The organism is Streptomyces sp. NPDC021225 (assembly GCF_044332865.1).
GTDB lineage: Bacteria > Actinomycetota > Actinomycetes > Streptomycetales > Streptomycetaceae > Streptomyces.
Genome location: NZ_JBIRPV010000006.1, coordinates 615,455 through 629,275, shown reverse-complemented (window position 1 = coordinate 629,275; position 13,821 = coordinate 615,455). Strand labels below are relative to the sequence as shown.

The window sequence follows — 13,821 nt, the reverse complement described above, 5'->3', positions numbered from 1 at the left end:
TCACGACTGCTCCAGATACCGGTGCACCAGCATGACCGCCATGGCTCCCTCTCCCACGGCGGAGGCGACGCGCTTGGCGGACTCGGCGCGCGCGTCTCCCGCCACGAACACCCCGGGGACATTGGTCTCCAGGTGGTACGGCGGCCGGTCCAGCTCCCAGCCGGGCGGGGGTGCCCCGTCGGCGGTGAGATCGGGGCCGGTCAGGATGAAACCGCGGGAGTCCCTGAGCACGGTGTCGCCCAGCCAGTCCGCCAGCGGGGCCGCGCCGATGAACACGAACATCCACTGGGCGTCGACCATCTCGCCGTGGCCGGTCGTGGTGTCGGTCAGGGTGAGCCGCTCCAGCTGGTGCTCGCCGTGGGCGGCCTCGACCACCGTGTTCGTGCGCACCGAGATCGTGGGCGCGTCCGTGATCTGCTGGACGAGATAGTGCGACATGGAGTCGGACAGGGACGCTCCGCGCACGAGGAGGGTGACCGACTTGGCGCCCCGGGACAGATACATCGCGGCCTGGCCCGCGGAGTTCGCGCCGCCGACGATATAGACGTCGTGGTCCTGGCAGGCGGCCGCCTCGGTCAGCGCGGAGCCGTAGAACACCCCGCATCCGGTCAGGTCCTCCACGCCGGGCGCCTGGAGCTGCCGGTACGACACGCCGGTGGCGAGGATGACGGCGTGGGCGGCGATCGCGGATCCGTCCGAGAACCGGACGACGCGGGCGGCGCCGTTGATCTCCAGCCCGGTGACCTCGCGCGCGGTCAGTATCTCGGCGCCGAACTTGGTCGCCTGGCGGCGGGCCCGGTCCGTGAGCTGCGCCCCGGACACGCCGTTCGGGAAGCCGAGGTAGTTCTCGATCCGGGAACTCTGCCCGGCCTGGCCACCGGTCGCCGAGCGCTCCACCAGGACCGTCCGGAGGCCTTCGGAGGCCCCGTACACGGCCGCCCCGAGCCCGGCGGGTCCGCCGCCGATGATGACGAGGTCGTAGAAGTCGGCCGCCGGTGTCGTGGCCAGACCCACCTTGGCGGCGATGTCCCGGTCCTCCGGCTCGACGAGCGCCGTGCCGTCCGGGGTGACCACGAGCGGGAGCCGCAGTCCGTCCTGGCCCGCCGCGGAGAGCAGCCGCCGGCCTTCCGGCTCGTCGGAGGAGTACCAGCGGTACGGCACCTGGTTGCGGGCCAGGAATTCCCGTACCGCCGAGGACCGCGCCGACCAGCGGTGTCCGACGACCTTGGTGATCAGCACCGGCCGGTGTTCGCTGGCCCGCCAGGTCTCCAGCAGATCGTCCAGGACCGGGTAGAGCTTCTCCTCGGGCGGGTCCCACGGCTTGAGCAGATAGTGGTCGAGGTCGACGACGTTGATCGCGTCGATGGCCGCGTCGGTGTCCGCGTACGCCGTCAGCAGCACACGGCGGGCACCGGGGTAGATGTCGAGCGCCTGCTCCAGAAACTCGATGCCGTTCATCCGCGGCATGCGGTAGTCGGCGAGGATCACCGCCACCACATCGCCGCGCAACTTGAGCTCCCGCAGCGCGTCGAGAGCGGACTCCCCGCACTCCGCGCGCACCACGCGGTATGCCTGCCCGTAGCGCCTCCGCAGGTCACGGGCTACGGACCGGGACACTCCGGGGTCGTCGTCCACGGTCAGAATGATGGTCCGCGCGGCTTCTGCGGACTGTGTCATGCCTCTCCCGCCCCGGACTGGCCGACGCCGGGCGGCGCCGACGGTCCGTGTGCAACTGTGCGCCGATGATCCCCATCGTATGGGCGACCATCCTGCTTCGCTACGAAAAACCTGGGTGTATCCATCGGCCGCGTTCAGGGGCGCGGAAGGTTGCGCAGATTGCTGCGGGCCAGATGGACCATGCGTCCCACACCGCCGGCGAGCACGGTGCGGCTCGCCGACAGCGCGAAGCCGGTGACCTGCTCGGCCGTGATCTTCGGCGGGATGGACAGCGCGTCGGGGTCGGTGACGACGTCGACGAGCGCCGGACCGTCGTGGGCGAAGGCCTCCCGCAGCGCGTCGCGCACCTCGGCGGGCTTCTCCACGCGGATCCCGTGCGCTCCGGCCGCCCGGGCGATGGCGGCGTAGTCCGTGTGCGGGTACCCGGTGCCGTGCGAGGGCAGGCCGTCGACCATCATCTCCAGGTCGACCATGCCGAGCGAGGAGTTGTTGAACACCACGACCTTCACCGGAAGCCCGTACTGCACCAGGGTCAGGAAGTCGCCCATGAGCATGGAGAAACCGCCGTCGCCTGACAGGGACACCACCTGCCGCCCCCGGTCGAGGAACTGCGCGCCGATGGCCTGCGGCAGCGCGTTGGCCATCGATCCGTGCACAAAGGATCCCAGGATCCGGCGGCGGCCGTTCGGCGTCAGATAGCGGGCGGCCCACACGCAGCACATCCCGGTGTCCACGGTGAAGACCGCGTCGTCGGCGGCCTCCTCGTCGAGCACCGAGGCCACGTACTCCGGGTGGATCGGGGTGTGCTTCTCCACATTCCGGGTGTAGGCGCTGACGGCGCCCTCGAGCGCGCGGGTGTGGTGGTGCAGCATCCGGTCGAGGAACCGGCGCGAGGACTTCTCCCGCACCATGGGGGTGAGACAGCGCAGTGTCTCGCCGACGTCCCCCCAGACGGCGAGGTCCAGCCGGGTGCGCCGCCCCAGCCGCTCGGGCTGCACATCGACCTGCACCGTCCGGACGCCACGGGGCAGGAATTCGGTGTACGGGAAGTCCGTGCCCAGAAGCAGCAGCAGGTCGCACTCGTGCATCGCCTCGTACGCGGCGCCGTAGCCGAGCAGTCCGGACATCCCGACGTCGTACGGGTTGTCGTACTGGATGTGTTCCTTGCCCCGCAGCGCGTGGCCGACCGGGGCCTTGATCTTCTCCGCGAAGGCCATCACCTCGGCGTGGGCCCCGGCGACGCCCCGGCCACAGAACACGGTCACCCGCTCCGCGGCGTCGACCAGCTGCCTCAGCCGGGCGAGTTCCTGGTCACCGGGGCGGATGGCGGGCAGGTCCAGCGGGATCGCGAGTTCGGCGCCGCCGTCGGGAGAGTCCTGCCCGGCGATGTCGCCGGGCAGGGCCACCACGGACACCCCGCGCCGGCCGACCGCGTGCTGGATCGCCGTCTGGACCACCCGGGGCATCTGGCGGGGCGAGGAGATGAGCTCCGAGTAGTGGCTGCACTCCTCGAACAACCGGTCCGGGTGGGTCTCCTGGAAGTATCCGGTCCCGATCTCGCCGCTGGGGATCTGGGCGGCCAGCGCGAGCACGGGCGCCATCGAGCGGTGTGCGTCGAAGAGGCCGTTGATCAGATGCAGATTGCCCGGCCCACAGGAGCCCGCGCAGGCGGCCAGCCGACCGGTGAGCTGGGCTTCCGCCCCGGCGGCGAACGCCGCGACCTCCTCGTGCCTGACCTGCACCCACTCCATCGCGCGGTGCCGCCTGACCGCGTCCACGACGGGGTTCAGGCTGTCCCCGACCACGCCGTACATCCGCCGCACACCGGCGCGGGCTATCAGGTCGACGTACTGTTCGGCGACTGTCTGCTTGGCCACGGAGCTCCTCGGGTTCGGCGGCGGGGACGGCCCCTTGGGCGGCCCGCCACGGGGACGGGGCCACGCTAGGTGGGTGCGGAGCCGCCGGGTTGACTCTCCGCGCACGGCCTCCCGTCCGGCAGTGCACGGCTCGGCAAGCGCAGGCGCAGGCGGGGACACGGGTCGTCCGGGTCAGCGGGGAGTGCGCGCTCCGCGGTCCGGTGTGCGGACGACGGCGCGGGTCATCGCGGTCGCGCTGCCCAGGTAGCGGGCGGGGTCGCACAGCTCGGCGATGCGCTCGGCGCCGATCCGGTCCACCAGCTCGGGGTGGCCGCGGAGTTCGGCTTCCAGGGTGGTGCCGGTCTCGATGGCGGTGCGACAGGCTTCGTAGACGACGTCGTGGGCCTGCTGGCGGCCGAGGACGGGCGCGAGGTCCATCATGACGGCCTCGGCGACGATGAGCCCTCCGGTGAGGTGGGTGTTCCGGCGCATCCGGTCCGCGTTCACCTCGAGGCCGGAGAGCATGAACTCGGCCTGGTGGAGGGAGCCGGCCAGCAGCAGGAAGGCCTCGGGCACCGCGGCCCACTCCAGGTGCCAGGGGCCGGTGGCGCGCTCGAAGTCCTGCATCATCGCGTCGAGAACGGTCGAGGCCTTGTCGCGCAGCAGCTTGGCCGCGGCGAACATCAGCTCGCTGGAGATGGGGTTGCGCTTCTGCGGCATGGTCGAGCTGGCTCCGCGCCCGGGGACGAACGGCTCGGCGAGTTCGCCGAACTCTGAGGAGCACATCATCATCACATCCCAGGCGATCTTGCCCAGCGAGCCGCCGATCGCGGCGAACAGCGTGACGAGCTCCACCAGCCCGTCCCGCGCGACATGCCAGGTGATCGCGGGATCGCGGAGCTCCAGCTCGGCCGCCAGGACGGCGCGGGTCTCCAGGCCCTCCGGGCCCGGGCCGAGCGAGGCCAGGGTTCCGGCGGCGCCGCCGAACTGCACCATCAAGGCGCGGTGGCGGGCCTGTTCCAGGCGCTCGGCGTGCCGGTCCAGGGCGGAGAGCCACACCGCGCAGCGGTAGCCGAAGGTGACGGGGAGGGCGTGCTGAAGGTGGGTGCGTCCGGCGGTGACGGTGTCGGCGTGTTCGTCCGCGAGCTGCTGGAGGGCGCGGCGTACGCGGTCGAGCTGGTCCTGGAGCAGGGCGACGCCCTGCTTGCACTGGAGCATCACCGCGGTGTCCATGATGTCCTGGGTGGTGGCGCCCCAGTGGAGGTAGCGGCCCGCGTCGCCGCACTGTTCGGCCACCTGCTTGACGAGGGGAAGGACCGGATAGCCGACGATCTCCGTCTCGGTGCGCAGCCGCTCCAGGTCGAGGCCGTCGAGGCCGGCCCGGGCGGTGATCTCGTCGGCGGCTTCGGCGGGGATGACGCCGACCTTGGCCTGGGAGCGGGCGAGGGCGGTTTCGGTGTCGATGATGCGCTGGAGGTAGGCGGTGTCGCTGAAGATCTCGCGCATGGCCGGGGTGCCGAACATGTCGCGGAACAGGAGGGAGTCGAAGACGGTGCTGCTCATGCGGTGTCTCACTTCGCGGTGGAGGGGCTGGTACGGGCGGGTTCGGGGAGGGCGGCGCCGTCCGGCCGGTGGCCGGCCGGGTCCGTCTCCGGCTGCCGGGGCAGGTCTTCGGATTCGGTGAGCGCGAGAAACGCGGTGGGATCGGCCAGGGCGCGCTGGACCTTCTCGACGTCCATCTCCTTGCACCACTTGGCCAGGACGAAGGTGGCGACCACATTGCCGAAGGTGTTGCAGAACGCGGTGGCCATGGACATGAAGCGGTAGACGCCGAAAAGGACGGCCGTGCCCTCGACCGGGAGGTTGCCGGTCGCCGCGACGGTGGAGGCGAAGACGACGAAGGTGCCCCCGGACACGGTGGCCGCGCCCTTGGACGTCAGCAGCATGATCAGCAGCAGGCCGAGCTGTTCGGGGATGCCCATCGGGATCCCGTAGGCGTTGGCGACGAACAGCGTGCAGATGGACATGTACAGGGATGTGCCGTCGAGGTTGAAGGCGTAGCCGGTCGGTATCACCAGGCCGACGCTCTGCTTCGAACACCCGATCCGGGTCAGCTTCTTCAGGAGCCCGGGCAGGGCGGCCTCGGAGGAGGCGGTGCCGAGGACGAGCGTCATCTCGACGCGCACGTACCGCAGGATGCGCCAGATGTTGAAGCCGGCGATCAGGCAGACCAGCCCCAGGACGCCGAACACGAACACGGCGACGACCAGCCAGTACTGGAGGACGAGTTCGGTGAGGGCGAGGAGCATCTTGCTGCCGCTGGTGCCCACCGAGTAGGCGATGGCGCCGAAGGCCCCGATCGGGGCGAGCTTCATGACGACGTTGACGAAGGCGAAGAACGCCTCGGAGACGACCTCGAGACCAGCATTGATCTTGTCCTGGAGATGCGGCTTGAGGGCCAGCAGGCCGATCCCGAACAGCACGGCCACGACGACGACCTGGAGCAGTTGCCCGGAGGAGAAGGCGCCGACGAAATTGTCGGGGACGATGCCCTTGAGGAAGGCGATGACCCCGTGTTCGCCCTGCTCGGCCGAGGGCGCCTGGGCCGCGTCGGCGCCCGAGGTAAGGGATCCCGCGTCCTTGCCCACCCCGAACAGGTTCGCGGCCACGAGCCCGAGGAGCAGGGCCACGGTGGAGACGACCTCGAAGTAGATCAGCGCCAGGAACCCGAGGCGGCTGGCCTTTTTCAGATCGCCGGCCGAGGCGATGCCCATGACGACGGTGAAGAAGACCAGCGGGGCGACGCCCGCTTTGATCAGCGCCAGGAACAGATCCCCGATGATCTTCAGGTTGACCGCGAATCCGGGGAAGGCGAAGCCGACCGCGACCCCCAGGGCCATCGCGATGACGACCTGCGCCCCCAGCCCCCGGTACCAGCGCTTGCGCGCCGCGGGGGGCGAGGCGGCGTCCAGGAGTTGTTCCTGAGATCTCATGCGAGCACATCCTTGTCTAGACATGAGCTGTGTCTAGACAAGGATGCCCACAGAAATCCGCGTGTCAAGGGTCGTCCACTCGTAACCGGGGGTTACTTGCGCTGGAGAACCGTCTCGTAGGCGAAGCGGTCACCGGCATGGGTGCTCACGGTGACCTCGAAGAGTGCGCCCGAGGCGTCGTAGTAGCGGCGTACGAACTCCAGCCCCGGGCTTCCCGGTGCCACCCCGAGATGCGCCGCGGCCTCCGCGGGCACCCCCACCGCCCGCACCTGCTGCACCACCCGCGCCACCGCGCGCCCCGTACGGGCCTCGATCAGGTCGGCGATGAGCTGGCGGCCCTCCTCCAGATCCCCGGCGATCGCCTTGGCGTCACTCGGACCCAGATACACCCGCGCCCAGGAGAGGACCCCGCCGGAACTCCCGGGATCCCGCCGGGTGGAGGTGATGCGCACCTGCCCGGACCCCTCGGCCAGGCCGGTGGCCGCGGACAGGGCGGCGTCCACCGTCACGGGCTCCACCGACAGAATGGACCGCACGGCGGCCTCGCCGTACTGGGTCAGATCCTCGACGCTTCCCAGCTGGGTGGTGAACGCGGCCACCGGCGTCGAGCGCTCCACGCGGGTCCCCGTCCCGGGGTGGCGGGAGATCAGGCCGCCCTGCTCCAGACGGAGCAACGCCCGCCGCAGCGTCTCCCGTGAGACGCCGTACTCGGCCGCCAGCTCGGGCTCGGTGGGCAGCAACTCCCCCACGGTCCACTTCCCGGCGGCGATCCTGCCCATGAGATCGCCGGCGATCACCACGTATCGCGGCTCACCCACGACGAACTCCTTGCCTGTTCAGGACCGGTCCACAAAATCCTAGAGCACCGCCGAGGGGAACCCGCGGAGGCCGGGCGAGTAGTACCGCGGTACTACTTGGCCGCCGGATTGGGTCCCGGGGTGCCGGGGATCCACGGAAAACCGCTCCTAGGTTGAGGCCGGGGTCGATCGGGCCCCGCTCTCGTAGCGATTCTTCTCCTGGTGGGAGTACTTCCGTGGCCACCTTCCTCTACCGGCTGGGCCGGCTCGCCTTCCGACGACGACGGCTCTTCCTGACGCTGTGGATCGTCGTCCTGGCCGCCGTCGGCCTGGGCGCCGCCGGCGTGTCCGGCACCACGACGGACGACTTCACGCTGCCCGGCACCCAGTCCCAGAAGGCGATCGACCTGCTGGAGAAGGAGTTTCCGCAGGCGTCCGCCTCCGGCGCCACGGCACGGGTCGTCTTCGAGGCGCCCGACGGCGGGAAGTTGACCTCCGGCACCCACCGGACCGAGATCGTCGCCCTGGTCGCCGATCTGAAGAAGGCACCGCAAGTGGCGAGCGTCTCCGACCCGTTCAGCAGCGGCCTGGTCAGCAGGTCGGGCACCATCGCCTACGCCCAGGTCACCTACCGGGTTCCCAAGGCCGACATCACCACCGCCGCCTCGGACGCCCTGCACCACATCGCCGACCAGGGCGAACAGGCCGGGCTCAAGGTGAGCCTGGGGGGCAACGCGGTCCAGGACAAGGCCGGCAACAAGGCGGCCGAGCTGATCGGCCTCGTGGTCGCCGCCCTCGCCCTGGTGATCACCTTCGGCTCGCTGATCGCGGCCGGACTCCCGCTGCTGACCGCCGTGTTCGGCGTCGCGGCGGCGATCTGCACCATCACCATCGCCACCGAGTTCGTCGACATGGCCTCCGCCGCCTCGACCCTCGCGCTGATGCTGGGCCTGGCGGTGGCCATCGACTACGCCCTGTTCATCGTCTCCCGCTACCGCGGCGAGCTCCGCGACGGCCACGAGCCGGAGGAAGCCTGCGGACGCGCCCTGGGCACCGCCGGCTCCGCGGTGGTGTTCGCGGGCCTGACCGTGGTCATCGCGCTGGCGGGCCTGAGCGTCATCGGCATCAAGATGCTGACCACCATGGGCCTGGCCGCCGCGTTCGCGGTCGTCGTCGCCGTCGTGATCGCCCTGACACTGCTCCCCGCGGTGCTGAGCTTCGCCGGGACACGCATCATGAACGGCCGCCTCCGGACCCGCCGCATGCGGGCCCTGGAACGCGGCAAGGGCGAGACCATGGGGGTGCGCTGGGGCCGGTTCGTCACCCGCCACCCGGTCAGAATGCTCCTCGTCTCCGTTGCCGGTCTCGGGCTGCTGGCCATTCCCGCGATGTCGCTGCGCCTCACCCTGCCCGACGACAGCATGGCCTCCCCCGGCTCCACCCAGCGCATCGCGTACGACACCCTGAGCAAGGGGTTCGGGCCCGGCTTCAACGGCCCGCTGACCGTGGTCGTCGACGCCCGCGACAGCCACGACCCCAAGACGGCCGCGCGGCGCGCGGTGGCCATGCTGGGCGAGCTCCCCGACATCGCCACGGTGCGCCCCGCCGCCTTCAACCGGTCAGGCGATGTGGCCCTGATCGGCGCCGTCCCGAAGTCCTCCCCCACCAGCCAGGACACCATCGACCTGGTCTCCGCCATCCGTGACCACGGCGCCGCCCTGCGCGCGGACACCGGCGCCGATCTGATGGTCACCGGCACCACCGCCGTCAACATCGACGTCTCCGCCAAGCTCGGCGACGCCATGGTGCCCTATCTGGGCATCGTGGTCGGCCTCGCGCTGGTCCTGCTGCTCCTGGTCTTCCGCTCGATCCTGGTGCCCCTCAAGGCCGCGCTCGGCTTCCTGCTCAGCGTGCTGGCCACCCTCGGTGTCCTCGTCGCGGTCTTCCAGTGGGGCTGGCTGAAGGACGTCTTCGGCGTCGACCAGACCGCACCGATCGTGAGCGTGCTGCCCATTCTGCTGATCGGCGTGGTGTTCGGGCTCGCCATGGACTACGAGGTCTTCCTCGTCACCCGGATGCGGGAGGAGTACGTCCACGGCGCCGATCCCACCGAGGCCGTGGTCGCGGGCTTCCGCCACGGCGCGCGCGTGGTCACCGCCGCCGCCATCATCATGATCTCCGTCTTCGCCGGCTTCCTCCTCGACGACGTCGCGCTGGTCAAGTCGATCGGCCTGGGCCTGGCCTCCGCCGTCCTCTTCGACGCCTTCGTCGTCCGGATGACCATCGTCCCCGCCGTGATGGCCCTGGTCGGCCGACGGGCCTGGGCCCTCCCCGGGTGGCTGGACCGGATCCTGCCGAACGTCGATGTCGAGGGCGAGAAACTGCGCCATGTCCTCGAGGCCCGGCAGGGCGACACCGGCGGCCCCGGCGACCCGGAACACCCGCCCGTGCCGTCCACACCGATCGGGCGGGGCTGAACCGACGCGGAAGCGCCGAGGGGCGAGGGCTCACCGCCCGGCCGTACGATCGCCACCTGAGCGGCGGGCCCGGGCCGGCCGTGTGCCCGAGCCCCGCCCGCACCACGAAGGGCGTACACCGTGACCGCACCATCGCACCCACCCGCGTCGGCGGCCCGCCCCTCGGGGCGCCCGCCCCGCCTCCCCGAGGCCCTGACCAGCGACCCCGAGCAGCGCGTGATCGTCTCGATCATCGCCCGGCTGGCTGCGTGGCGGATGGCCGACCGGGCCCACCCGCGGGTCCGGCGGTGGGGGGTGCCCGCCTTCTGTGCCGCGCTCAGCATCCCGTCCCTGCTGAACCCCGCCAACAGCGCCAGACCCTCGGTGGAGCTGGCGCTGGCCCTCGCCTTCACCGTGCCGCTGCTGTGGCGGGAGCGCCGGCCCGTGGCGGTGTTCGCCGTCACCACCGCCGTGTCCGTGGTGGCCCTTCCCCTGGGCGCCCTGACCGGCGCCGACGCCGCACGGGTCGTGGCCCTGTACAACGTGGGCCGTTTCGGCACCCCCCGACAGCTCCTTGTCGCCATCGCCGTCACCACGGCGCAACTCGTCGCGTGGGCCGCCGTCTTCTGGAGCGGCGGCCAGCTGGAGCACGCCACGCGCCCGGAGGTGGTGACGGCGATGGCGATGGTCGCCATGGCGGCGTTCGCCGGTCTCGGCCTGGCCGGCCGGCTGGCGAACGCCTATATAGCCGCCCTCCAGAAGGAGCGTGACCAGCAGGCCCGCCTGGCGGCCGCCCAGGAACGCGCCCGGGTCTCCCGGGAGATGCACGACATCCTCGGCCACACCCTCGCCGTCATCGTCGGCCTCGCCGACGGCGCCGCCGCCCTCACCGAGACCAAGCCCCAGAGCGGTGCCGACACCCTCCGCATCATCGCCGACAGCGGCCGCGGCGCCCTGGGCGAACTGCGGCGCCTGCTCGCCGTCATCGGCGACGAGCGCGACACGCGGGGCGACGCCCCGCTCGCCCCGCAACCCGGCCTGGCCGACCTCGGCACCCTGCTGGAGCGGGTCCGCGCCGCCGGTCCCACCGCCACCCTGCACACCGAGGGCGACCTGACCGGCCTCGGCCAGGGCCTCCAGCTCGCCACCTACCGCATCGTCCAGGAAGCCCTCACCAACACCCTCAAACACGCCGCCCTCGACACCACGGTCACCGTCTCCGTCTCCGCCACCGCGGGCTCCGGCCCGGTCCGCATCGCCGTCGAGGACACCGGCCCGCCGCGCGCCCCGAAGGCGGGCCCCCGCGACGATGGCGGCCGGGGCCTGGTCGGTATGCGCGAACGCGCCGCCCTCTACCGGGGAGACGTCACCGTCGGCCCCAACACGCATGGCGGCTGGAGTGTCCACGCCGTCCTCCCGACCACCACACCCACCACCCCGCCGGAGAAGCTCCCCGCATGACCACCGTCCTCATCGTCGACGACCAGGCCCTGCAACGCCTCGGCTTCCGCATGCTGTTGGAGGCCCAGCCCGACATGACCGTCACCGGGGAGGCCACCCACGGTGGCGAAGCGGTCCGCAAGACCGCCGAACTGCGCCCCGACGTCGTCCTGATGGACGTCCGGATGCCCGGCATGGACGGCATCGAGGCCACCCGCCACATCGTGGAGTCCGGCGGCCGCTCCCGGGTCCTGGTCCTGACCACCTTCGACCTCGACGAGTACGCCTACGACGCGCTGCGCGCCGGAGCCAGCGGCTTTCTCCTCAAGGACGCCCTTCCGGACGAACTGGTCGCCGGCATCCGCGCCGTGGCCGCCGGGGACTCCGTGATCTCCCCCGGCCTCACCCGCAAACTCATCGACGCCTTCACCAGCCACCTCCCCGGCCGCGCCCCCGGCCAGGAACGCCGGCTCGCGGACCTCACCGAGCGCGAGCGCGAGGTCCTCACCGCCGTCGCCACCGGCTGGACCAACGCCGAGATCGCCGAAAACCTCTGTCTGGCCGAGTCCACCGTCAAGTCCCATGTCAGCCGCGTCCTCGCCAAGATCGGCGCCCGGGACCGCGTCCAGGCCGTGATCTTCGCCTACGACGTGGGGCTGGTACGGCCCGTCTGAGCCGGCCCCGTCGGCGGGAGGAAAGCCGACCGGGAAAGGGACCGGGAAGGAGACCGGAAAGAAAACAGGGTCTAGACAGGACTGGACATGTGTGGCTAGCTTCCAGACATGCCTAAACAGGTCCTCAAGCATCAGCGCATTGCCCGCGTTCTGGCCCGTGAGATCCACAGCGGTGTTCTGGAGCCGGGCAGCAGGCTGCCCGGCGAACACGCGCTCACCCGGCGCTTCTCGGTCAGCCGGACCACGGTCCGCCAGGCGCTGGACGAGCTCAGCAGGCAAGGGCTGATCTCCACGCACGCGGGCGTAGGCTCGTTCGTCGCCTTCGACGGCAGCCTGCTGGACAACAGCCTCGGATGGACCAGGGCCCTGGCCGACCAGGGCGCCCGGATCACCACGGAGGTGCTCCGGCTCGAGGCGGTGCGCGATGCCCGGCTGGCCGAGGAGCTCGGGCTGGAGAACGTGGAGTTCATGGCGCTCGACCGGGTGCGCGTGCTGCCGGAGGGCACCCCCGTCTCGCTGGAGCGCAGCAGGGTTCCGCTGGTCCCGGCGCTGGCGGACGTCCCGGTCGGCGGGCTCCTCGAGGACTCGCTGACCAAGACCCTGGCCGCGGCCGGACTGCGGGCCACGCACGGCGACGAGTGGGCGTCCGTGAGGCCGCTGGCCGCCGAGGAGGCGGCACTGCTCCGCCGCCCCGAGGGTGAGGTCTGGCTCAGCACCCGCCGGGTCGGCCGCGGGGCGGACGGCCGGGTCGTCGAGCAGGTGACCAGCCTGCTGGACCCCGCCCGCTTCCAGCTGCACCTCGGCTTCGGCGAGCAGCCCGAATGAACCGGCACGTGCCCGACCGCGCCGAACGTACCCCCGCACATCGACAGGAAGCCCGAATGAACCACCAGCACGACCGCGCGCTCGGCGCCCTGTACGGCCTGGCCATGGGTGACGCCCTGGGGATGCCCACCCAGATCATGTCCCGGCGGTCGATCACCGCCCGCTTCGGCACCGTCACCGGCTTTGAACCCGGCCCGGCGGACAACCCGGTGAGCGCCGGAATGCCCGCCGGTTCGGTCACGGACGACACCGATCAGGCCCTCATCGTCGGCCGGCTGCTGACCGAGAACGGCGGGCGCATCGAACCGCTGCGGCTCGCGCACGAGCTCCTGGAGTGGGAGCGCGCCATGAAGGCCAAGGGCTCCTTCGATCTGCTCGGCCCCTCCACCAAGGCCGCCCTGGAGGCCGTCTCCCGCGGTGTGCCGCCGGAGGAGGCCGGCAGGTCCGGGTCCACCAACGGCGCGGCCATGCGGATCACCCCGGTCGGCGTCGCCTTCTCCGCCACCCCGCTGGAGCCCTTCGTCGACCGGGTGGCGGCGGCTTGCCAGGTCACCCATGACACCGGCATCGGCATCGCCTCCGCGGCCGCCGTGGCGGCCGCCGTGAGCCGGGCCGTCGACGGCGGAGACCTGGAGGACGCCTTCGCCGCGGCGATCACGGCGGCGGCGGCCGGCGCCGAGCGTGGCCACTGGGTCGCCGGCGCCGATATCGCCGCCCGCATCCGCTGGGCCGTGGACCTGGTCCGCGGGCTGCCCGAGGACCAGGCCTTGGACCGCGTCTGCGACCTGGTCGGCACCAGCGTGGCCAGCCAGGAGTCGGTCCCCGCGGCCTTCGCCGTCCTGGCCCTCGCCGAGGGCGCCCCGTGGCGGGCCTGTCTGCTGGCGGCCAACCTCGGCGGCGACTGCGACACCATCGGCGCCATCGCCGGCGCCATCGCCGGTGCCCTCAGCGGCGCCTCGGGACTGCCCCCCGAGGCCCTCGCCACCCTGCGCTCGGTCAACGGCCTCGATCTGGAGCCGCTGGCCACCGCCCTGCTCGCGCTGCGCGCCGGCTCGGCCGAGTGAACACGCGCCCGCCCTTCCACCCGCACCGGAGCGCCCCCC

10 protein-coding genes are annotated in these 13,821 nt (G+C 71.6%); 5 read left to right on the top strand and 5 right to left on the bottom strand.

What is annotated here, in order from left to right; all coding sequences use genetic code 11:
- The 5 genes from ACH4S9_RS28535 to ACH4S9_RS28515 form a co-directional block, all read right to left on the bottom strand.
- Positions 1–1,677, bottom strand: a complete 1,677-nt coding sequence (locus tag ACH4S9_RS28535) for an FAD-dependent oxidoreductase (protein WP_385337452.1) — start codon at positions 1,675–1,677, stop codon at positions 1–3.
- Positions 1,678–1,811: 134 nt separating this feature from the next.
- Entirely contained in the window at positions 1,812–3,554 is a 1,743-nt protein-coding gene (locus tag ACH4S9_RS28530; RefSeq protein ID WP_398374395.1) for a pyruvate dehydrogenase, read from the bottom strand.
- A gap of 171 nt (positions 3,555–3,725) precedes the next feature.
- Entirely contained in the window at positions 3,726–5,096 is a 1,371-nt protein-coding gene (locus ACH4S9_RS28525; RefSeq protein ID WP_398374394.1) for an adenylosuccinate lyase family protein, read from the bottom strand.
- An 8-nt stretch (positions 5,097–5,104) separates the two neighbouring features.
- Entirely contained in the window at positions 5,105–6,526 is a 1,422-nt protein-coding gene (locus ACH4S9_RS28520; protein ID WP_311723318.1) for a cation:dicarboxylate symporter family transporter, read from the bottom strand.
- Between the two features lie 92 nt (positions 6,527–6,618).
- Positions 6,619–7,344 carry a GntR family transcriptional regulator gene (locus tag ACH4S9_RS28515; protein ID WP_385337463.1) on the bottom strand — a complete coding sequence of 242 codons (726 nt, stop codon included), beginning with the start codon at positions 7,342–7,344 and terminating at the stop codon, positions 6,619–6,621.
- A 215-nt stretch (positions 7,345–7,559) separates the two neighbouring features.
- Here ACH4S9_RS28515 and ACH4S9_RS28510 point away from each other — a divergent pair, with 215 nt between their 5' ends.
- From ACH4S9_RS28510 to ACH4S9_RS28490, 5 genes are all read left to right on the top strand, one after another.
- Entirely contained in the window at positions 7,560–9,800 is a 2,241-nt protein-coding gene (locus ACH4S9_RS28510; protein ID WP_398374393.1) for an MMPL family transporter, read from the top strand.
- Between the two features lie 120 nt (positions 9,801–9,920).
- A complete protein-coding gene (locus tag ACH4S9_RS28505; RefSeq protein WP_398374392.1) occupies positions 9,921–11,240 on the top strand; it encodes a sensor histidine kinase in 1,320 nt (439 codons plus the stop codon).
- Positions 11,237–11,893, top strand: coding sequence for a response regulator transcription factor (locus tag ACH4S9_RS28500; protein WP_358844843.1), 657 nt, complete (start codon positions 11,237–11,239; stop codon positions 11,891–11,893). The genes ACH4S9_RS28505 and ACH4S9_RS28500 overlap by 4 nt, the downstream gene beginning before the upstream one ends.
- A gap of 108 nt (positions 11,894–12,001) precedes the next feature.
- Complete coding sequence (locus ACH4S9_RS28495; protein WP_311723323.1) at positions 12,002–12,718, top strand: GntR family transcriptional regulator; 717 nt, start codon at positions 12,002–12,004, stop codon at positions 12,716–12,718.
- Positions 12,719–12,774: 56 nt separating this feature from the next.
- Positions 12,775–13,782, top strand: a complete 1,008-nt coding sequence (locus tag ACH4S9_RS28490) for an ADP-ribosylglycohydrolase family protein (RefSeq protein ID WP_385337468.1) — start codon at positions 12,775–12,777, stop codon at positions 13,780–13,782.
- Positions 13,783–13,821 lie beyond the last annotated feature (39 nt).

Coding starts and splice junctions, on each gene's coding strand:
- ACH4S9_RS28500 (WP_358844843.1), top strand. CDS start 11,237: ATGACCACCGTCCTCATCGTCGACGACCAGGCCCTGCAACGCCTCGGC.
- ACH4S9_RS28525 (WP_398374394.1), bottom strand. CDS start 5,096: ATGAGCAGCACCGTCTTCGACTCCCTCCTGTTCCGCGACATGTTCGGC.
- ACH4S9_RS28520 (WP_311723318.1), bottom strand. CDS start 6,526: ATGAGATCTCAGGAACAACTCCTGGACGCCGCCTCGCCCCCCGCGGCG.
- ACH4S9_RS28495 (WP_311723323.1), top strand. CDS start 12,002: ATGCCTAAACAGGTCCTCAAGCATCAGCGCATTGCCCGCGTTCTGGCC.
- ACH4S9_RS28490 (WP_385337468.1), top strand. CDS start 12,775: ATGAACCACCAGCACGACCGCGCGCTCGGCGCCCTGTACGGCCTGGCC.
- ACH4S9_RS28535 (WP_385337452.1), bottom strand. CDS start 1,677: ATGACACAGTCCGCAGAAGCCGCGCGGACCATCATTCTGACCGTGGAC.